This window comes from Gimesia chilikensis, from assembly GCF_007744075.1.
GTDB lineage: Bacteria > Planctomycetota > Planctomycetia > Planctomycetales > Planctomycetaceae > Gimesia > Gimesia chilikensis_A.
The window spans coordinates 2,545,021-2,566,366 of sequence record NZ_CP036266.1 but is presented as its reverse complement, the minus strand read 5'-3'; the positions used below and the strand labels follow the sequence as shown (position 1 = coordinate 2,566,366).

At 53.7% G+C, this 21,346-nt stretch carries 12 protein-coding genes; 6 read left to right on the top strand and 6 right to left on the bottom strand.

The annotated features are described in order from the left end of the window. Positions 1 to 60 precede the first annotated feature (60 nt). From HG66A1_RS09705 to HG66A1_RS09685, 5 genes are all read right to left on the bottom strand, one after another. Positions 61 to 2,700 (bottom strand): hypothetical protein, encoded by a 2,640-nt coding sequence (locus tag HG66A1_RS09705; RefSeq protein ID WP_232106792.1) that lies wholly within the window; start codon positions 2,698 to 2,700, stop codon positions 61 to 63. Positions 2,701 to 2,771: 71 nt separating this feature from the next. Then, positions 2,772 to 3,650, bottom strand: a complete 879-nt coding sequence (locus HG66A1_RS09700) for a hypothetical protein (protein ID WP_145182732.1) — start codon at positions 3,648 to 3,650, stop codon at positions 2,772 to 2,774. After that, on the bottom strand, positions 3,650 to 4,315 hold the full coding sequence (locus HG66A1_RS09695) for an RNA polymerase sigma factor (RefSeq protein WP_145182729.1): 666 nt from the start codon (positions 4,313 to 4,315) through the stop codon (positions 3,650 to 3,652). Before HG66A1_RS09695 ends, HG66A1_RS09700 begins: the two co-directional genes overlap by 1 nt. 32 nt (positions 4,316 to 4,347) lie before the next feature. Then, positions 4,348 to 4,617 (bottom strand): hypothetical protein, encoded by a 270-nt coding sequence (locus tag HG66A1_RS09690; RefSeq protein ID WP_145182726.1) that lies wholly within the window; start codon positions 4,615 to 4,617, stop codon positions 4,348 to 4,350. 62 nt (positions 4,618 to 4,679) lie between these two features. Continuing rightward, complete coding sequence (locus tag HG66A1_RS09685) at positions 4,680 to 4,892, bottom strand: hypothetical protein (RefSeq protein ID WP_145182723.1); 213 nt, start codon at positions 4,890 to 4,892, stop codon at positions 4,680 to 4,682. Positions 4,893 to 5,354: 462 nt separating this feature from the next. On the opposite strand from HG66A1_RS09685, the gene HG66A1_RS09680 reads away from it, so the two are divergent. The 5 genes from HG66A1_RS09680 to HG66A1_RS09660 all read left to right on the top strand — a co-directional run bounded on the left by HG66A1_RS09680 (position 5,355) and on the right by HG66A1_RS09660 (position 18,593). Further along, positions 5,355 to 7,484: a c-type cytochrome domain-containing protein gene (locus HG66A1_RS09680; protein WP_197997069.1), complete on the top strand. Its 2,130-nt coding sequence runs from the start codon at positions 5,355 to 5,357 to the stop codon at positions 7,482 to 7,484. A 107-nt stretch (positions 7,485 to 7,591) separates the two neighbouring features. Continuing rightward, positions 7,592 to 11,674 carry a CHAT domain-containing protein gene (locus HG66A1_RS09675; RefSeq protein ID WP_145182717.1) on the top strand — a complete coding sequence of 1,361 codons (4,083 nt, stop codon included), beginning with the start codon at positions 7,592 to 7,594 and terminating at the stop codon, positions 11,672 to 11,674. 294 nt (positions 11,675 to 11,968) lie between these two features. Beyond that, complete coding sequence (locus HG66A1_RS09670) at positions 11,969 to 13,348, top strand: hypothetical protein (RefSeq protein WP_145182714.1); 1,380 nt, start codon at positions 11,969 to 11,971, stop codon at positions 13,346 to 13,348. Positions 13,349 to 13,417: 69 nt separating this feature from the next. Further along, positions 13,418 to 14,938, top strand: coding sequence for a tetratricopeptide repeat protein (locus HG66A1_RS09665; RefSeq protein WP_197997068.1), 1,521 nt, complete (start codon positions 13,418 to 13,420; stop codon positions 14,936 to 14,938). 100 nt (positions 14,939 to 15,038) lie between these two features. After that, positions 15,039 to 18,593, top strand: a complete 3,555-nt coding sequence (locus HG66A1_RS09660; protein WP_197997067.1) for a CHAT domain-containing protein — start codon at positions 15,039 to 15,041, stop codon at positions 18,591 to 18,593. 81 nt (positions 18,594 to 18,674) lie between these two features. On the opposite strand, the gene HG66A1_RS09655 is transcribed toward HG66A1_RS09660, so the two are convergent. Next, positions 18,675 to 19,187 (bottom strand): hypothetical protein, encoded by a 513-nt coding sequence (locus HG66A1_RS09655; RefSeq protein WP_145182705.1) that lies wholly within the window; start codon positions 19,185 to 19,187, stop codon positions 18,675 to 18,677. Between the two features lie 178 nt (positions 19,188 to 19,365). Here HG66A1_RS09655 and HG66A1_RS09650 point away from each other — a divergent pair, with 178 nt between their 5' ends. Continuing rightward, positions 19,366 to 21,291: a DUF1592 domain-containing protein gene (locus tag HG66A1_RS09650; RefSeq protein ID WP_145182702.1), complete on the top strand. Its 1,926-nt coding sequence runs from the start codon at positions 19,366 to 19,368 to the stop codon at positions 21,289 to 21,291. Positions 21,292 to 21,346: the final 55 nt, after the last annotated feature.

Sequence of the window (21,346 nt, the reverse complement as noted above, 5' to 3'; positions counted from 1 at the left end):
TGCAGACTGTCTTTCTTTGTGCCGACCCCAGTGGTTTGCATGGACTGCTGTTGTGACCTGCTACCGTAACAATTCTATAGCTGCCTGTCTCAGCCGATCAAAATTTAACAGTGCCCGCCGGTCGTATTCCGCTGTCCCCGCGTCGTCATCATTTTGCTTCCGGACCGATCCGGTCAAAGTGACATAGTGCTCAATAAATGCCCGCATCTGGCTGGCTGTCCAACCCTGCCGCTGCTGAACCAGGGTCAGATACTCGATGAGTTGCTCCGCTTCACGATAGGCTTTCAGACGAGCCGAATGGCGGATCACCGTTTTTCCCTCCGGGGTTTGATAAAAGATGAACAGCCCCAACTGGTCGGCCTTTCGCAACGCCTGCCCCGATTTATCGACCGTCTGCCAGGGAACCAGACCGGTCGCACCATATCTCCAGGCATCCACTGCCCAGGCCTGCAGCTGACGATTACTCTCGTGCACCGGATTGGAAGTACCATAAACCCAGACCCGCAATCCATCCCGCTGCATGCGGTCGGTGACCAGCCTGCGATAGTTCTGAAACGCTGATGCTGAAACTACCCACAGGTCTCCCCGCCCCTCAAGTTCTCCCCGGGTATACTCTGGTCGGGAAATATCGATCCGATAGTCAATCTGAATTTCGTCGGCGTTTCTCCGCCCGCGGTCCGTCAACTCTCCATAATACTGCAGGGCACGATAGTCCCAGAAAGCCGACGGCTCATCCAGAATCCACGGCGCTTTGGTCTTCTCGTTCAAAGACCCTTTGTTGTTAAAGTACACCTGAAAACCGGCCTCGGTCCAGCCCCGGGATTTCGCCAGTCGCGCAAAATCTTCCAGCACATTCACATACGTCTCAGCGTAGACCGGAGTGTCTTTGAAGGCACGATATGCATCAGGGTCCCCATTGAAATAAGCCCGGCAGTTCAGCGGCCAGCTTTCATGAAACGTCAGGTAGAACCCCGGAGCCGGAATCCGACCGCGGTGACCATCCTCAAAACACGATCCATCAAGATACGGACCAAACGCTTCGGCAAAGTCGTCCCAGTAAGCCTGCTTCGCCCCCGGCTCAATGGCGTCGTACCGTCGATTGTTCATTCGGCGACCGGAGCGGAGACGCATATCGAGGTTACTCTTCCGGGCGCCAGGGGCTGCGGTATGATGCGAATAATGCAGAATGTTCGCATGCACCCGATGGTCGTACGCCACCTGCTGCAGCGCGTAATAATCGTCAACATGGTCCGGGAGACCATAGCCGTTCATTTCACACAGGAACGACGCCTTCCGCGGAAGTCGGACAGGCAGCACGGTCAACTTGAGCGGAACTTCACGACCATCGGAAACCGCGAGTTTCCCGGTATAGTCCCCTGCTGTTGCCTCGAACGGAACGTAGCAGTCGACAAAGACTGCCTGATCCTGCTCTCGATCTAAAGGAATCGTTTTCGGCAGAGGTACCAGCGGATCTGGAATTTGACGCCCCTGGGTCGGGACATACTTTGCCTGGAACAGATCCACGCGCCATTCCGGTGGATCGAGCTGGCATCGGACGGAAACTTCTTTGTCACCACGCAGGAGTACCTGAAAGCCGACCACCTCACCGGCGGCGGCCGTCAGATGAATTCGCTGGCCATCGAACAGGGAATTATGTATCCGATAATCCGGGGGCAAGTCCCCCACAGCGCGACCATTCCGGTCATACTTGTCAGTAACTGGTATCACTGAGAGACCAGACACGGGAGCCCTGGCAGCAGGCAGCAGACGCACCTGGGGCAATCGGACTGGCGCAGCGCTGAAAAGTTTCCCCTTTACCTGAACTGGTTGCGACTGCTGTCCCGTGCGGTTGACGGTGATCACTTCTACTGAATGCAGTCCCGGCTTTGTCACATTATCAGGGAGATCGCGCAGCGGAATCGTCTGCCTCTCTCCGGGATGCACCAGGGGAATATTATGCCGCCCCAATGGATGCCCATCCACAAGAACATTGTAAGCAAAGCCGCGCTGCGGTGCCTTCAGCGTCAGTTGAGCAGACGCTCCGTCAACCGGAACCAGTTGCAATTCTGTGGCAGGCAGTGGTGCGTCGTCAGAATGGTCTTCGGTCTCAACCAGCAGGTACGGCTGTTTGCTGGACTGTTCACGCGAGAAGATCGTGGGGTTCCGTCCGTAATCCGTTTCGTGTTCATGCAGTGCCAGTCCGAAGGCAGCGCCTGTGGTCATGGCATGAATCAGATCGACAGGCACTTCGCAGTGGTACTGACCGTCACGCAGTTCAAACTCTGACTGCTGAACGAGGGTAAATGCATTTCCGCCCGAAACAGCAGGAAATCGTGCACCAGGATAGCCCCATCCGTTGATTCCCTCGATACCCGCAGTCAAACCCGTTGACGTCATCTCCTGCCAGGGGGCCGCGATCGTGGAGAGCGTGACTGCGGAAATCGTTTCTGCGGCGCGATAACAAACCAGTTCGGCCCGCGTGATTGTCTTTCCCTTTACAGCCGCCAGATCGAAGTTCAGTGCCACGATGTGCTGGTTCCCCTTAATTCGTATCCGACTACTCGAACCGGCATTGACCGACCACTCCCGATCAACCATGACAATCGAGTTATCCTGAATCACAGGCAGACGGACCGAATCAGCCCAGACACGCGCACTCCCTGCAAAGAGCAGAATCACGACACATGCAAATCGAAGCATAAGCAGTCTCATTTCAAACGACCTTTCTCGTATGCCTGGGAACATAGGCAATCATTGAAGACGATGTGGAATCAGCCGACGGTGTTTGCACGCGTGCGCAGGGCCTTGACCAGTTTTCGGATCAGGGCATCAGCCGCCTCATCGGCCGATTGCAGATCGGCTCCCTCGTTCAAAGCAGCGATCTGTTCATCGAGTTTCCCGGCCCATGCCTGGCACCGTTCGACCAGCCAGGTTCGATCGTCCTGGGATAACTGCGGATGCGGTGCCTTGATCAGTGTTTCACACCCCGCACGAAACTGTTTCAAGCGAGTTTCCAGAGCTGCTTTGGTCTCCGTCGGCTTGTTAAACCACTCTTCCGCGGAATCGGCCAGTTGATTGAGATATTCAGCCGCAGGCACATCCGCCGTCAATGCGCCTGGTCGATTCCAACCCCAGCCCTGGGGAGCAGCCGGCTCCTGATTCAAAAACAGAGCCACCAATACCAAAGCCGCTGAGACGAAACCAATGATTCCAATTTTTCGATAGGAAACAGTCTGGAACGCAGGCGCGGTTGTTACATTTTGCATCTCGGTCGCAGGCGGCTCAGCGATCTGCTGCTTCAGCCAGTCCTGCCCGCGAGAGACTTCCGTCTCATCCGTCAGCGCCGCAATCCGCTCCTGCCAGAAAGCCCCTCCCTCCAGAAAGAGTTGCTCCTGCAGTTCGAGCAGCAGCTCCGGATGGGTTAACAACTGCTGTATCTGAAGTGGTGACAGCACCTGACAGCCCTGCTCTAACACGGACTCCCGCTGATTCTGTAAAACGTCATCCAGGCTCGGCTGCGCCTCGTTCTCTGCTGCATACACGGCCGCTAATTGAGAAACAACCGACATCAGCTCCGGCTGAAGCAGTATGCCATCGAGCCAGGCTCGCAGTTCATCCGTTTCCTCAGGTAAATTGAAAGCGGTCAGCATCAGGCAGTCTCCTTCCGTGTCGACTGGACGCACTCTTCCAGGAACTGTTTGGCTCGATGGAAACGGGTTTGAACCGTTGTGTAGTCGATCTGCAACTGATCGCTGATTTCGCGATGACTCTGCCCTGACAGCCGCAATTGAACAATCTGCTGCCGGGAGTCATCCAGTTGACTCAGACAATCCTGCAACTGCTGTTTCTCTTCCTGATTGATGAAAGCCTGAGCGGCATCCTGCATTTCAGGCGCGTCCATTCCCTCAGAAAGTGAGGTCATCTTCTTTTTTCGAAATTCGTCCAGCAACAGATTCTTCGCAATCTGAAATAACCAGCCACGGAAATGGGATCCGTCAAAGTACTCCGGAATTTTCTGCCAGGCCCGTAACCAGGTCTCCTGGGCTATGTCCCCGGCGACGATATGCGAACTGCAGCGTACTTTCAGGAATCCCAGCAGAACTGAGGCATGACGATCATACAACAGATTAAACGCGGCTTCTGCTTCCTGTTTCTGCGCGAACGTCTCTCCCTGACCTTTGATCAGGTCCGCCAGTTTTTCATCTGATCGGGATTCGAGGTTTTCGCATGTGGACATTCCCCTACGATAGCCGGGAACGTTCTGGATCTCAAGCAGATTCCGCCCGCTTCCCTGGTAAAGGGATGTCTCTGGCAATGGGTACAGACATCCCCGGAACAGACGACAGTCTAGTAACACACGCGAACCCAGGTCGTCACGGGAACGCGGACGGTTTTGTAACAAACCTGCCTGACCCGGTACGGTCTGCCAAAGTGGTCGTACCGTGTGACAAAATGCGTAAAACGTCGCTTCTGAAACTGGTAGGTCACAACCGGCTTCATCACGCACCGCACCGGCGGTTGAGCGTAGGAACGGGCTTGGGCAACCTGCCCGGCTGAAAGCGGTACCAGGCCAGCGGTACAGAGTAAAGCGGTTTTGAGAAGTTTCATATTAAACATGACAATGGCTCCTGTTTACGTTGGTGGTTTTAAGTTTGTGAGCTGAATGGTCTTTGCGGGACTCAAACGAGATTGCTGTACTTTTCCAGCAGTCTTTCGTCGACATCGACTCCCTGATGGATGATGTTGTCGTCCCAGTTCACGGTGTTTTCCAGCATCTGAATTTCGGATGGGTTGCAGTCTGCATCCAGATGCAGATCACTGAGATCTTTCTGGATTCCCACTCCGCTGACGATCATGGACAGATCCAATACGAATGTGATGAGATTGGACATGGTTCTCCCTTTCAAAAATAAAATTGATTCAATTGTCTGCCAGACTCAGCATTGTTCCGGCTTTCAACAGGAGAACGGGCACGCGTCAGATTTCTTCCGCGATTTTCCTCAAAGAAACAAAATGATTCCCCAAACCCTGAAAAACAGGGGATATTTCGATGCATCACAGTCAACAGGCAGATGAAATAAAGTCCCTCACTCTAATGGTGCAGGTCCGCTGCCTCAGTTTTCGATCCAGTTGGAGAATGAGAGGAGGCAGAGCCCTCTGGCCGGCACTGAATGAATTCTTCTAAAAAATGGAAAGACCCGGGAAGATTTTGAACGGACAGTCGTTTACATTGATAACTACCCGTTTTGAACTGTCACAACCTGAGAATTCAAGAGAGGTGAGGCATGAGCCGCAGCCGGTCAAACCCGTGGAAATTACTGTCTCTAATTGCCATATCTTTGTCCTGTTTAACGATGACGGTCAGGGCACAGGAAGAAAACCTGTCAGCGGAAGTCAAACAGATTTTCCGCACACGCTGCCTGGAATGTCACGGAGACACGCGTCGGGAAGCAGACATCAATATTCTCGACCTGAGCACGTTTGTCGGTGCAGCAGGCTCCGTCGTGCCGGGCAATGTCGATGAATCCGTGCTCTACGATTACATCGCTTCCGATGATGAAGACTTCCGTATGCCGGAAGCACCGCGGCCGCCGCTCAGTGCGGGAGAAATTGAAATCGTCCGCAAATGGATCGAAGCCAAAGCCCCTGCTTTTCCTGAAGATGTTGCCGTCCCTGCTCAAGCGAGTCAGGATCCCGCGTTTGCCAATACCATCGGCACTGAATTTGTCTTAAAGCAGATCCTGAAATTCGTGGAAGCCACACCCCGCGCTGACCGTCCGTTTCTGCGTTTCTTCAGCAGCAACCACCTGTTGACCGCAGGTGCGACTGCAGAAGAACTGCGCGAACAGCAATTTGCATTGACCAAAGCGTTGAACCACTTGTCCTGGCAGCCCGACATCGTCAAACCGATTGCCGTCGATCCGGATACTAATACGATCTTCGCCGTTGATATTCGCAAACTGGGCTGGCATGAATCGGTCGTGACCCCCGTTTCACCTCACAAGCTGCCCGGCAACGCCAACGTCGACAAGTTCGATATGGTCCTGCTCGAATACCCGTATGGCATCGCCTATGAAAACGCAGAGACATTCGAACAACTTCGGGAGGTCTACCTCCAGCCGGCCGGCCTGATCAGACCGGTACCCTATGTCCGCATTGACTGGTTGATCAGCGTCGCCACCCAATCGCCACTCTATGAAGATCTTCTCGAACTGCCGCATGAATTGAGTCAGCTCGAACAGATGATCGGCGTCGACAGTGAAGCAAACCTGCAGAACTTTATTGCCAGCCGGGCGGGCATGACGCTCTCCGGTGTTTCGCGCAACAATCGCATTGTCGAACGGCACCCTTCTCGAGACGGTGCCTACTGGAAAAGCTTTGATTTCGAGACCAGCAAAGGTCTGCAGAACATGTTCGCCGACCCGCTCGATTTTCATTATGCTGGCGGCGAGATGATCTGGAATCTGCCCAACGGGCTGCAGGCCTATCTGGTCACCGACAACGCAGGCAACCGCATCCTGGAAGCCCCCACTACAATCGTCACCGACAAATTCTCGGAAGACAGAGTCGTCCGTAACGGACTGGCCTGCATGCGTTGTCACGACCGGGGAATGAAACGTTTTTCTGACAATATCCGCCCTGCATTTCAGGCACTGCCGAATAACACCGGCCTGAACACACGTGACATTCTACGCCTCTACATCCCCAAGCAGGAAATGGACCAGTTGCTCGATAAGGATGAAGCACGCTTCCAGTCCGCCATGCAGGCAGCTCTGGGAGGCAACGTGAAAAATGAACCCTTAACCGCCACCACCCGTAAATTCATCGATGCCCCACTAACGCTCACCCAGGCCGCCGGCGAACTGGGCCTCAAAGAACCGGGGCAGCTGAATGCGGTATTCAAGCTTCCCCAGTTCACACAACTGGGCCTGGCAGGCTTATCCACCGGCGGTGTAATCCGCCGCGATACCTGGGAGGACTATTACGACCGGGTCGTACGCCAGCTGGGTATCGGCACTCCCATCGCTGCCGTCGATGGTCTGACTCGTCCGGACCATTTAGCCGAAGGACTGGCGCGGAACCTGAAAGTGAGCACCAATCAGAAGAGCAATCTGTTTTCGCCCGGCGACGAGATGGTGATCACCATCAAAAATGAAACCGGCGTCGATCTGTTTATCGAACTGGTAGGCACCAGCGCCCGAGGTCGCAAAGTCGCTTTAACCAAACAGGTGCTGCCCTTAAAAAATGGCAGCGTATATCGTTTCCCGGAAACCGGTTCGATTAAAATTCAACCGCAACTGGGTACCGAATTCATTACCGTCTTTGCCAGCCCCCAACAATTCAGTCCCGGGGTTTTGCTGCGGGGGAAGAATGTCAACGATCGCTTCGTTCACGATTTCTACCGTTTTGATGACGACCAGCATCGGCTCATAAATAATCCCAGCCAGCTGATAAAGAAAACAATCAGTATCGAAACCAGGTAACGATTGAGTCTTCAGTGCTAAGCCTGCGGGTCCGTTGTTTTACATTAATCGTGTTCACAGTTTTCCCAGACATTTCTGTTTACACCAGGTTGAAGTCGGGTGATTGAATGAAATTGCTCTCGAGACTTATCTTCGGGCTATTAATTGGAACGATGCTGCTCCAGTCTGCCTCAGCCGAACAGCTGGTGGTGATTACAAAGCCCACCAGTCTCCGGGTAGAAAACCGGAGCATCGCTGCCCTGCAACCGGGACAGACAGTCTGGGCGTTCAAAACCGAGGGCAAATGGACCTGGGTCAAACATCCCGAGTTCAACGAAAAAGGCTGGATTCCCCTGGCCGATCATCAAACCCCGAAACAAACCGATCAGCAGAAACAACTCCTGAAAGAAGTAATTCAACTACTCAAGCAGATCGAGAACATCAAATCGACGACCTATTCCGCTGAAAGACATCAGGCCCAGCAGAAAGTCTGGCAGAACCTGCAGCAGGTCTACGGATCGAATCACCCCGACACCGCAGCAGCTTTGTCAAACTACGGGATTGAACTGGATAAAAAAGGCGAGTACCTCAAAAGCATCCGCATTCTGAAAGAGACATTACCCATACTGGAACGCTGGAAAGGCGAAGACCATCTGGATACGGTGCGCGCCCTGGAAATGCTCTCCGCGATTCAGTTCCGGGCCGCACAATACCGGGACGCACGAACGACTCTGGAACGGGTCAGCAAACTTCGCGAACGGAACTTCCCGGATGATATCGAAGGTAAGGCCACGGTACTGGCCAACCTGGGAGTCATGTATGAACGCCAGGGGGATATCACCCAGGCCCGCATTCTGATCGAACGATCGGTTCAACTGCGTACGAAAGCATTTGGTCCCTCACATAAAGAAACGCTCTCAGGAAAACGGCAACTGGCGGGGGTGTTGTATGTACTGGAAGATGTTTCCGGAGCCCGTAAACTGTATGAAGAAATCATCCTCACGAATCGCAAAGCGGGCCGTGGAGAAAGTGCCGACAACATCGAAGTTCAATATGAGTTGATGCTGCTGTTACAACAGAGCGGGGAATGGGAACAGGCCATCAAACTGAGCAAAGAACTCATGCCGCTGGTGCAGCGCAAGTTCAGCAAAGATCACCCGCTGTATATCAAAACCTCTTCCGCCATCGCCCTCCTGACCGGCGATGACCAGACTTCGATTCAACTCACCCGGGAAGCATTAGCCGCATCCCAACGCACCCAGGGCTTACATCACCCCCAGACGTTAATGCTTCAGTATCAGCTGGCCTCCCAGGAATACAGGAATGGCAACCGGGAAGTGGCGGCGCGCAGCTTGCGGGAACTTCTTAATATTTACCAGCAGCTGGGACAGACTGCAGACAGAAAGAATTCGGATGACCGCGAGCTGGCCCAGGTCCTGGGTATGCTGGCGGTGGTGGAAGCGCATTCCGGAAACTGGAATGAGGCTGCGGACGCGTTCGATCGTCAACGCCGCATTTCAAAACGCTTTACCGACAAAGTGCTGCCCGGCTTGAGCCAGAAGGAGCAGCTCCGTTTTCTCACCGGCTATGATGCCCACCAGTATCAACAGGCCCTGGGCATCATGTGGTCGCAGCGCGATAACGAGTACCTGATGGAAAAAAGCCTGGAAGCGATTCTCAACCGCAAAGCCCTGGTTCAGGAAACCCTCTCCAGCCACGAGCGTCTATTACGACAATTCAAAGGAGCCGCCCGCTCGGTTGCGGAAAACCTGTTTGCCATTCGACGCGAACTGGCATCCCTGGCATTAAAATCCGATCTCAACGAACAGCAGAAACAGGCTCGGCTGGATGCGCTGAATCGCCAGGAACAGACACTGATCCAGCAGCTGGGTCTTGCCGATGCGGAACTCAATCGAAGCGAATGGGTCACCCTGAAACAGATTCGGGCACAACTGCCCTCAGACTCCGTGCTGGTGGAATTTGTGCGCATCACTCCCTATACGATCAACGAAGATGGTGCTCAAGCTGAAAAACACCGCTACGCCGCCTGGATCATTCCCCCCACTGGAAAAGGTCGCATCCAAACTATTGACCTGGGCTCTGCCTCGGAGATCGAAGCCACTCTACGGACGGGACTGCAATCCATTCAGAAAGGGGCCGCTCAAACCCTGCAGACCGGCGAATCACAGGCGACCGCGGCGACTCAAAAACTGCTGCAGGGACTATGTCAGCAGACACTGAAACCTCTGCTCCCGCATTTAACCAACGTGCAGCAGGTCATTCTATCTCCAGACGCCTCGCTCTGGCTGGTTCCCTGGGCGGCACTCCCGCTAGAGAAAGATCGTTTCGCCGTCGAACAGTTTGAATTTCGCTTTGTTGTCTCCGGACGGGAACTGCTGGCAGATCGCCAAAGCCCTAGTTCAGGTGTGACGGCTCCCATCATCTTTGCCAATCCGGATTACAATCTGTTCGGACTCAGTCAGACCGAGCAGCCAGAGCCCGGCTTACAGCTGGGACCGGTCAATCTGCTGCCCGGCACGGCCCAGGAAGCCTTGAGAATTGCGCCCCCCATCAGCAAATACACGCGTCCCCCACGTCTGTTGACCGAAGCCCAGGCTACGGAGGCCGCTTTCAAATCGATCCGCAGCCCCGAAGTACTCGTCTTGAGCACGCATGGATTCTTCCTGCCCGATGAAGCTGCCGTCAGCCTGGAACAGAAAAAAGCACTCTACCATGCAGCCAGAATTTATAATGCTGCTAACAAATCCTACAAGGCCAAAGAGTATCAGAAAGCCCTGGTCCCCGCCCAATGGGCCTTTGAAATCTGTAACGAAATCCAGGGCTTAAATGGGATAGCCACTTTCAACTCAGCCCGACTTTCAGGCCGGATTCTGAGGGCCCTGAAACGTTATGAAGAAGCGCGCCCCTACTATGAATTTCAGCTGGATTACAGATTGTTGAATGACGGCTCAAGCACAAAAACCATGTACGCTTTCAAGAACCTGGCCAGCCTCTGCGGTTCCCTGAAAGATTACCAGGCGCAAACGAACGCTTATGAGCAGGCCTGGCGCATGGGAGCCCGGGTCCGGGGCCCCAATGAGAAAGCCGTGCATACCATCCGCTCTCTGTTAATCAGCGCTGCCGAAAAATCAGATGACTACGCCCTCGCCTGTGAAGCCCGGGAAGCTCAGATCAAATACTACAAAGAGAAATACGGACTGGAAAACATCAATACGATTGCTGCTGACCTGAAGATGGCCCGGCTACTGGAATCGAATCAACAGTTTACCGAAGCAGAGAAACGTTTTCGGGACAATCTGGCCCTGCGAATAAAAGTCTATGGGGCGGAATCCGAACGGACTGCCCTGGCCCATAGTCTGCTCGGTCAGTTTCTGGAACGCCGCGAACGCTATCAGGAAGCGGCCACCGAACTGCAACGTGCTGTTGAAATCAGGGAAAAAATCTCGCCGGAAAACAAAAAACTGATGTTCGGTTCCTATTATCGTCTCTACCAGGTATTCGATAAATTGAACGATCCCAAGCAGCGGGACCATTATCAGAAACAGATGGACGCCACCGGCCTGAAGCTCAAGAAGGCAGATAGCAGCAAAAAAGAATCTGCTTCGGCGAAGCCATCTACGCCAGAGAAAAAAGACACAACCGAACAGACAGAGCCCATCGATCCCGACCTGGCAGCCCTGCGGACAGCCGCCCTCAATCAGATGTCGCGGATGGTGCAGACCTATCCGACGAATCAAGAGGGAGCAGTCAACCCTCTGCTCCGTTGCGGCCTGATGCTGGCCGGGTGCAACAACCGGCCGGAAGCCCTCAGAAAACAGAAAGATGACGGCGTATTGACCGGTCTGGAAATCATCAGTACCGACCTGCGTGGAACGCGTCTGGTCGTACTCAGTGCCTGCGAAACCGGCGTTGGAGAAATCCGTTCGGGGGAAGGTGTTGCAGGACTCCGACAGGCCTTCCAACTGGCCGGTGCAGAATCCGTCGTCGCATCACTCTGGAGTATCCCCGATCAGGAAACAGCCCTGTTGATGGAAGAATACTTTTCCAATCTCGCCCAGGGAATGAAAAAATCGACCGCACTCCGGCAGGCGCAACTCAAACGCATCCAGGCCCGCCGCGATCGGAATGGAGCCGCTCATCCATTCTTCTGGGCCGCGTTTACACATACAGGTAAAAACGAAAGTCGTTGAACGTGAATCACGTCTGTCTGAACCACAACAAGAGTCAATCGCGGTCACATTTTCGATTGTAATCCACTCTAACTGTAATTTTAAACAACAGACTTAACCTCTGTCTCATAAAGTACTTTCTGGCACCGACTCAATCCAGGACCGGCTGTCTGAAGCTACAGACCACAGGCAGCGGACGCTGATTCCAGAAAATTCAGAAATGACGGGAAGATTTACGATTCTGAGTCGTTTACAGTGTAGAAAGTGAACGACTCACTCTCATTCTTCAATGAACGCATAGGGAACTAACTTAGCATGAAATACCAGGCCCGCATCATGAAAATGACATTCACACTCCTGATCGCGTTGATAACAACCATGGTCGTGCCGGGAATGAGCCAGGCCCAGACCATTCAACAGGGACTCCAGAAACAGATCCCCCAGGTCATCGACTATCTCAATCAGCGACAACTCAAAACCGTCGGAGTTCTGAAGTTCCGTGTCAAAAAGCCGGGCGAGAAAATCACCGCCAGTGCGGGTGCTCTGAATTCTCTACTCGCAGATCGCCTGGAAGTCGGATTGATCCTGGCAAATCCCTTTGATGAAGCTCGCCAGCTCAACATCATCAAGGATGCAAGCGCACAAGCCGCTGAACTCAAAGACGCTGATCATTTAACGGAAGCAGGGCGCCAGGCATTTTTTGGTCCTGAATTCAAACTGGCATGGGGCAAAGAGAAAAAGGCAGCCGATGCTTTTCTGACAGGCATCGTTTTGGTGCATGATGATAACCAGCGTGCTTCGGTCGGCATTCTCTGTTTTGATAAAGCAAACGGAAAATTAGAGCGGGCCTGCGAAGTCTTTGATGTCGACCTGGATGCTGAGTCAATCGGAGGCATCGGAGAAAGCTTCTTCCTGCGTGGCGCCTTTGACGGCGGTTCGACACAGCTGTCCTTCAACGACCAGCAGAAACAGAAACAACAGCAGATTCTGAACACAGCCGCCCGCGTGAAAAAGCAGCAGGACACATTCCCGTTAATGGACGCCGCGGCTCCCGTAAAACTTGAAATCTTTTATGACGGCCGGAAGGTGCCCGTCACAATGAAAGACGGTCAGGCGTTTGTCGCTGAACCGGAAGAGGGCCAGAAAGTCGAAATGGCACTGATTCGTAACAGCTCCGCCAAAGGGCGTCTGGGGATCGTGCTCAAAGTCAACGGCGAAAACACACTGTATCGTCAGGTCAAGCGGGACCTTGACTGCAACAAATGGATTCTCTCCCCCGATCACACACGGACCGTAGTCAAGGGGTATCAGATGAAAGATGACAATACGGCCGAGCAGTTTCAGGTTCTCTCGGAAGCAGAATCGGCCAGACGTGCCATGGACTACGGACGGCACACCGGCCAGATCCAGATGACCGTCTTTCAGGAACTCCAGCAAGCCAAACCCCAACCCACGATTTTAAATGAAGATGAACAGGACCTGGTTGCCATGCTGCGAGGAGTTCAGCCTGAAGAGCAACCGGCAAATCTGGGAGCCTTGAAGTCTCAGATTCGCCTGGCCGGAAAAAAACAACCGGAAACCCGCGGTGGGTTGATCGTGCAAGGCGCACAAACGGATAACAAAGTCAAAACAGTGAAGTTCCAGGCTGATCCCACGCCCGTCATGTCGGTTACGATCACCTATTATCGCCCCTGAATGAGATGCTGCGGAGTCATCTCACCGAGTTCGTCTCCTGAAAACACACTCTCAGAATGCGAGGTTATCATGCAAGCCACGAAAACAACCAGACTGATTCTTACAGGTTATTTGATCGGACTGCTGTGTGTTGTGCTGACTCGCCCTGCCCTGTCTGCGGAAGGGCCAATGCTGATCGTCGGCACGCCCCAGGCAGAAATCAAAGTCGATCGCAGTCAGGATGCGAAAGTTTTAAGAACAGTCAAACAGGGAAACCGGTTCTGGGCGTTTGCCACGACTGAAAACTGGTATGAGGTCAAGGATCCAAAATCCCAGCTGCACGGCTGGATCTCCCGCGACCAGGCCAGCCCCATTCAGTTAACCGCAGAGCAAATGCAGAAAATCAAGTCAGCACAAGAGACATACACCGCAGCCATGAAGCTGTATTCCAGCGGGGATCGCGAACAGGCAGTGCAACTCGGATTACAGGCTCTGGAACAGGTAAAAGCGGTCCACGGAAAATATCATCCCGATACCGCATCCGTCATGTCCTTTCCCGCAGTCGCCTACCACGAACTGCAGGACCTGGAAAAAGCCACTTCCTACACGGAAGAATGCCTGGAGATTCGTCGACAGGTCTTCGGGAATGCTCATCCTGAAACAGCGGCTTCACTCAATAACCTGGGATCGCTATACGTAACATTGAAACGCTATTCCAAGGCTGAGCCACTGCTCAAGGAAAGCCTCAACCTGGCCCGAACACAACTGGGGCCAAAGCACCAGGGAACCGTCTCCGCGATGATTAACCTGGGGTCCCTCTATGAAGCGATGGAAAAATACAAACAGGCAGAAACGCTTTATCAGCAGATCCTGTCTGTGATGACTCAGAATTATGGGAAAGATCATTATCGAACGTCAGTTGTGCATGACAAAATGGCGAAACTCTATCTGCAGATGCAGGCTTATCCCCAGGCAGAACAACATATGCAACAGTGTCACACTATTCGCCAAAAGTCCCTGGGAGAAACGCATCCCGAGACGGTCAAGGCCTTACATGAGCGCGGACGGATTTACGTGATGCAGGAAAAGTATGCGGCAGCAGAACCGATCTTCCTCAAGTGCCTGGAACTCGTCTCCAGCGAGACGGGAGAAAATCATCTGCAAACCACAATCCTGCGCGATAATCTGGTCATGATCTTTGATCATTTGGACAAGTATTCCGAGGCTGAGCAACTCATGCTGAAAAACCTGGAGATCCGTCGGGACTCTCTGGATGAACAGCATCCCGACCTGGTTTATTCGCTCAACAGCCTCGGGAACTATTACTATGCCAGGAAAGAATATTCCCAGGCACTGCCTTACTTTAAGGAAGCTCTGGAAATCACTCAAAAAACCAGGGGCGCAGAACATCCTGCTACTGCTGTCGCGCTCGGAAGACTGGGAAACCTGTATCGAATGCAGGGAAAGAAATCAGAGGCAGAACCACTGCTCTCTCAATCGCTGAAAATTAACCAGAAAGCACTGGGGGCCGATCATCGGGCAACCATTCAGGCGCAACAGAATCTCGCCGCGTTAAACGCAACGCCCGGAAACGAGCCACCAGCAGACTAAGAGATAAAAATCAGCCGCTCGTTCAAACAGGACTCACAAACATTGGTTGCCAATGAAACTCATCAGCCCGATATATCTCCTTAAAGAAAAGATCGAAGCGATGACACCTCTCTCCCCAAACTCAGTTTTACTGCGAATTCTCTGCCAGGCACTCCTGCTGACATTACCCGTTTCATTGCTGGCCCAGGAGAACAAGCCAACCATTCAGCAATATGTAGTGATTGATAATACCGCGGACGTCTACGAAGGAAAGCAGGTCGTCACCCGTCTGAAGCAGGGCAGCACCGTCTGGGGCTTCCAGGAGAATCAGGGCTGGCTGCTGATCAAAATTCCTGGTTCCTCGAAGCGGGGCTGGACACAGGGAACTCATTTGCAGGTGCGTCAACTGGATCCCCAACAGGCACAACAATGGAAACGACAGGCCGACGCTGCAGCCACCCAGGTGAGAAAGCTGGCGAGCAAGAAACAGTATCAGCCAGCCCTCAAAGCCGCCCGAGAGTCCGTTGAGGAGCATCGCCGCCTCTACGGCGACGAACATCCGCAGACGCTCAATGAACTCATCGCGGTCGGCTGGCTGACAGCCATGACGGGACAGACAGCCGAAGGACGTAAGCAGATTGAAACAGCAGTCGCCACCCAGGAAGCCCTCTTCGCTCCCAACAGCCCTGCTCTGGCGGGTGCCTATCATCTGGCAGCCCGCTTTGCCCTCGATATCGATCAAGACTATGCCTTAAACAACTATCAGCGACTGTTTGATCTTTACGACAAGATTTACCAGGTTGCCCCGGCCGAAAACATCAGGAAACATCGTGAAATCGTGACCTCCCTGATCCGGGCCGGCAAGTATCCTCTGGCGAAAAAGTATGCAGAGAAAACCTGGAAGCTGGTTGAAACGAATCAACTGACGCAGACCGAAACCGCCTTTCTGGTCATGTCAGATCAGGCGGCAATCGCGCAGCGTCTCAATCGCTCCGCTGAAGCGGCGCGCCTCTATCGAACAATTCTGGAATTACCCACGGATCAGATCAGCGGCCAGGCCCGAGGGCTGACGCATAATCTACTGGGACAGGTCCTGATCTCGCAGGACAAGCGACGGGAAGCCGCTAAAGAATGGGAGCAGGCCCTGCCTCTTTATGAACAACATTATGGAACCGATCATCTCGGCACAGCCAGCCTATTGCATGACGCCGGCTGGAATCAATTTCTGTTAGGAGAACCAACCCGGGGCAGAACTTTGCTGGAACGGGCACTGGCAATTCGTGCCGCACAACTCCCTGCAGACAATCTGCAAACCGCTCTCACACATTCCCAGCTTGGTTACCTCTGTTCTCAAGCGGGAGATCACGCCAGTGCGCTGGCTCACTTTCGCAAAGGCGTCGAGATCGCCGAAGCAGCGGGCGGAACCGATTCCCTTACGGTCGCGTCCTATTACAGTGCACTCGGATTTGGACTGGGCGCGATTGGCGATCCCAGCGCCTCCGATTATCTCGAACGGAGTGTGAAGCTCTATCAGAACAGTCCGCAGAAGTTTTCCATGGGAGCAGCAGATGCCTACCGCCGCTTAGGCGAAGACCTGCTTCACCGAGACAAGCTGACACAGGCGCTGCCTCATCTGCAACGCGCATTAAAAAGTTTTGAGCAGCAGAACCGTCCACTGTATGCCGCGATCACCCTCTCCACCATTGCCCGCGTTTACCTGAAACAGGGGCAACTTGATGCAGCCCTCGAAAACTGCGAACAGGCATTGAAGAAACGGATGCCCATTCAGGGACTCAGACACCAGCAGGTCTCACAATTACGCTTACTGATAGCACGGATCCACCAGCAACGAAACGAACTGGCACAAGCATTGTCCCTGGCGCAGGAAGTCAGTGAAATCGCCAGCCAGGACCTCGGCGCACATCCCCTGACCGTCCAGGCATTTTCCGATTTGGCGCAATATCAATATGTGTCCGGTCAGGTTGATGTGGCATTGGAATCCAGCGACAAGGCACGCCGATTATCGCGCCGCCATATCAGGGAGCAGCTGCCATTCCTGAGTGATACACATCAGTTAAGTTACCTGAACCGGAAGGACCGCCCGTCTCTGCACCAGTCCCTGGCCATGGCGTGGCAGCAACAGGCAGAGTCTGCATCCATAAAACAATCTGCAGAGTGGATGATCAACGGAAAAGCAACCTCCCATGAAGCACTGTCGTTACAACATCGCCTGCACCGAATCGCAGCCCAGACAGGACGCCTGGAGAAGCTCGATGCAGCGATTACAGGAATTCAGGCCGCATCTGCTGTCGGCAGTCAGGTTCCCCGAAATTCAGAAATCAATGATCGTATTACACGCCTCAAATCCGAATTGAACTTGAAAGCGGACCAGGCGCTGTCTGGCCAGGCCTGGGTAACACATCAGTCTGTGCAGCAGGTACTAAAACCGGAGACGGTCCTGATTGACTTCATCCGCCTGCAGATCCCCGCAGAGCTCAGCGATGATCAGAGCAAAGAATCCCGCTATGTGGCCTGGATCACCTCGGCCGGGGAGGAACCGGTGCAAATCATCGACATCGGCCCAGCGGGTCCTATTGATGCCCAGATCAATGCCGCTTCACAAGAACTGCAAAGCAGCGTTACTTTAATCGTCTCTCAGGGGGAAGCGAAAGCGACAGAAGCCTGCAACGCCGCACTCCAGCAGATCAGCCAGAAGCTCTGGTCCCCTCTGCCGGACAGTGTGAAACAGTCCCGAAATATCATCATCAGCCCCGATGCCTCACTCTGGCTCGTCCCCTGGGCAGCACTTTCCGTCCAGGGAGAACCGTTAATCAAATCACATCAGCTCCGCCTGGTGGTCAGTGGACGGGATCTGCTTCCATCAGACGAAACTGCCTCCGCAAATGCACCGCTGATTGTTGCAGACCCGGATTTTGAAACGAAAGTTTCAGCCCCTGATCAGTCCCCTGCTCCCCCCGCGATTGAGACGCGAGGGTCCGCAATTTTCAAGAACTTCAGCCCCGTACCACGTCTGAAGTTCGCTGCTGCAGAAGCCGCCAGTATCACACCTGCCATCAATCAACTTTGTGGACGCCCGCCTGTCGTCCTGACCGGAAAGCAGGCGACCGAACAGGCAGTAAAAAAAGCTTCCTCACCCGAAATCATGGTGCTGACCACGCATGGCATCTTCCTGCCCAGTGACAACAATGCCACAACAAGTGAGTTCACATTCGACTCCGAGCCTCGCACTGAGTTGAATAACCCGCTGCTCAGGTCAGGCCTGTTGTTCGCAGGCTTTAATGAATCCACTTCAGGTTCAGACGGTGTGTTGACCGGGGCGGAAATTCTGGAAACAGATCTGGAACACACCGACCTGGTAGTGATGAGTGCCTGTGATACAGCCCTGGGTGAGATCAACAACGGAGAAGGCGTTGCAGGACTCCGGCAGTCATTTCAGCTAGCCGGCGTCAACAGTGTTGTGGCCAGCCTCTGGAAAATCGAAGATCGCCAGACCGCCTTTTTAATGAAGGACTTCTTTGAACATCTGGCTGCGGGAAAAACCAAATCAGAAGCATTACGGCAGGCGCAACTCAACCGCATTGAATCACGACAGGAACGCAACGGAGCCGCCCACCCCTTCTTCTGGGCAGCTTTTACTCTGACTGGTAGTGACTGACAGTCCTGACTCACCAGGAAGCGTCGAAAAAAATCGTCAGCACACGAAATCTCGTCGCGATCAGAAATCAGCTAGTCTACGTTACAGTCCAAACCATTCAGGCTTAACCTGAGTCATGAACGCGAGAAACAGCGTGACAATCACTAAGACCATAAACAGATAAAATCCCAGCTGGCTGAGTTGTTGGCGTCTCTGTTCACGCCGCCTCCGCGCTTCGTTGAATTTGTTGATTTCCGCCATTTGTTCGGGAGACGGCATGACCGATTCCAACCATTCATCGAGATCAGAGATCAATTGCGTCGAGGGCCAGGGTGGCGTTTGCGTGCCTCCCCAGGTCAGATGCACCAGGGCATACCTCGCCCCTTCAACTTCAGTGTCCAGCTTGAGCAAGATATCATCAGTCCCACTGAAAGCCCCCAGCACATTGGCACTGATCCCGTAAATCGGATGCCCGGGCGACAGTTCGTGCTCAAGTTGCTTGAGAAGCCCCGCATTCCGATCTGGAGTCACCTGCTCAAATCCAATATCTGACAAGTCGGACTGTTGTGCGGTAACCCAGGCCTGCTCATTCTCAGTGTGACGTTCTGAATTCATCGTGCATCACCCTCGATTATGTTTTGATATGTCTCGCACGTTTTTTAAGAATGAATATTTCGTGAATTGTCATTGCCAGGCTCTGCCGAAGCGACCTCAGCTCGGCCCATTATTTACAGTGTACCAGACAGCAACTACAATGAATGAGTATAAAGTATGCTGTCTGAGGAGTTTTTGAATGAGTATCACAAAGGCACATTTTGTCCGTAGCGCGATCACTGTGATGGTGCTGGGCATCCAGTGGGTCAGTCCGAACACGAGTCACGCTGAGTCCAAAGAGGATAAATCGCTGGCTGCACACAAAGCGGACGCCAAAAAGTTTTTCGATAAACAGGTTAAGCCCTTCATCAAAAAATATTGCATCGACTGTCATCAGAACAGGCGCCCCACTGAAGCCGGCCTCAGCTTTGACCCGGCTCTGCAAAGTCCCGGCCATGCCGCTTTCAGTGAGAAGTGGAAAAAGTCCGCAGCCCGCGTGAAAGCACACGACATGCCCCCCGAAGGACTGGACCAGCCATCCGACAAAGAGCGTCAGATGTTTGCAGAATGGCTGCAGAAAGTGAAATATCTCAGCCCCAAAGATCCAGGTCCGTTTGTCATTCGGCGGCTCACCAAAACGGAATATGGCAACACGCTCCACGACCTGTTGGATGTCGATCCAGACATCGTCGCCAGCCTGCCGGACGAAGTCAGCGGCGAAGGATATCTCAATTCGCTCTCCCCGCTCCAGCTCGAACAGTACCTGACCATCTCTGAAAAAGTCCTGAATCAAGTCGTGGCACCGGAAGGGGAAGCCCCTACCGAAATACAAAAACAGCTCTTTGGAGAAACTCCCCGGTCCGGGTCAGACGAGCAGGCAGCCGTACGCAAGATCACGCAGTCACTGGCACGAAAAGCCTATCGCCGCCCGCCCACCTCTGCAGAAATCGATGTTCTGCTGAATGTGTTTGATCTGGCAAAACAGAACAAACTCAGCTACCAGGCCTCCTGCCGACTGATGCTCAAGGCGATTTTGGTGTCGCCCCAGTTTCTGTTTATCACACCGGCTAAAGAGGTGGAAACGAAAAAGGGCATCGTGCCCCTTGATGATTTTCAGCTCGCCTCGCGTCTGTCTTATCTGCTCTGGGCCACCATGCCTGACGCGGAGCTGATGACACTGGCCGAACAGGGAAAACTGCATGAACCGCCAGTCTTGAAATCTCAGGTCACGCGGATGCTGCTGGATCCGCGCTCGCGCGCCCTGTTTGATGGCTTTGGGGCGCAGTGGCTCAAGCTGGGAGAGATACACACGCGAACCTTTGATCCTGAGAAATTCCCGCAGATGACCGCCGACATGCGGACGGCCATGTACGACGAAGCCCGCCTGTTTTTCGAAAGCATCGTCCGCGAGAACCGCAGCGTTTCGAATTTCATCGACAGCGATTACACGTACCTCAACGGGAACCTGGCCACAATCTACGGCCTGGAAAAAACCGTCACCGGCCCCGAAATGCGAAAGGTCAAACTGACCAATGGTAATCGCGGTGGAATCCTGGGAATGCCCGGGGTCCTCGCAGCGACATCGTTCCCGAACCGCACCAGTCCCGTCAACAGAGGAGTCTGGGTCCTGGAACAGGTCCTCGGAGATCATGTCCCCGCCGCCCCACCCAATGTCCCCTCGCTGGAGAAACAGGACAAAAAACAGATTGCCAACCTGACGCTCCGCGAACGGACCGAACTGCACCGCTCCGAAGCGGTCTGCGCCAACTGCCATCGCCTGCTCGACCCGATCGGGTTCGGTCTGGAGAACTTCGACGCCATCGGCCGCTGGCGCGACAAAGACGAAAACGGCCAGGCCATCGATGCCTCCGGTGAACTTCCGGGCGGCAGGAATTTTTCCAACCCCCAGGAACTCAAAGCCATTATCGCCGACCACAGCGTAAAGTTTTCTCGCAATCTGGTCGAGCGTCTGTTAGCCTATGCATTATGTCGACGCCTGGAAGGGTATGACGAAATTGTGATCGATGAACTGATGCAGAAGATCGCGAAAGACGATTATCGCATGCAGACGCTGATCACCGAGGTCGTCACCAGTTACCCCTTCACGCATCGTCGCATTGAGTGACAGGCGGACCACACAGCACCCTCTTTGCATGACGGACTTGCAACCCGTCGTACAA

Excerpts from the sequence above, each read along its gene's own strand:
- HG66A1_RS09665 (WP_197997068.1), top strand. The coding sequence starts at position 13,418 with ATGCAAGCCACGAAAACAACCAGACTGATTCTTACAGGTTATTTGATC.
- HG66A1_RS09655 (WP_145182705.1), bottom strand. The coding sequence starts at position 19,187 with ATGAATTCAGAACGTCACACTGAGAATGAGCAGGCCTGGGTTACCGCA.
- HG66A1_RS09685 (WP_145182723.1), bottom strand. The coding sequence starts at position 4,892 with ATGTCCAATCTCATCACATTCGTATTGGATCTGTCCATGATCGTCAGC.
- HG66A1_RS09660 (WP_197997067.1), top strand. The coding sequence starts at position 15,039 with ATGACACCTCTCTCCCCAAACTCAGTTTTACTGCGAATTCTCTGCCAG.
- HG66A1_RS09670 (WP_145182714.1), top strand. The coding sequence starts at position 11,969 with ATGAAATACCAGGCCCGCATCATGAAAATGACATTCACACTCCTGATC.
- HG66A1_RS09700 (WP_145182732.1), bottom strand. The coding sequence starts at position 3,650 with ATGCTGACCGCTTTCAATTTACCTGAGGAAACGGATGAACTGCGAGCC.
- HG66A1_RS09690 (WP_145182726.1), bottom strand. The coding sequence starts at position 4,617 with ATGTTTAATATGAAACTTCTCAAAACCGCTTTACTCTGTACCGCTGGC.
- HG66A1_RS09705 (WP_232106792.1), bottom strand. The coding sequence starts at position 2,700 with ATGCTTCGATTTGCATGTGTCGTGATTCTGCTCTTTGCAGGGAGTGCG.
- HG66A1_RS09680 (WP_197997069.1), top strand. The coding sequence starts at position 5,355 with ATGACGGTCAGGGCACAGGAAGAAAACCTGTCAGCGGAAGTCAAACAG.
- HG66A1_RS09650 (WP_145182702.1), top strand. The coding sequence starts at position 19,366 with ATGAGTATCACAAAGGCACATTTTGTCCGTAGCGCGATCACTGTGATG.
- HG66A1_RS09675 (WP_145182717.1), top strand. The coding sequence starts at position 7,592 with ATGAAATTGCTCTCGAGACTTATCTTCGGGCTATTAATTGGAACGATG.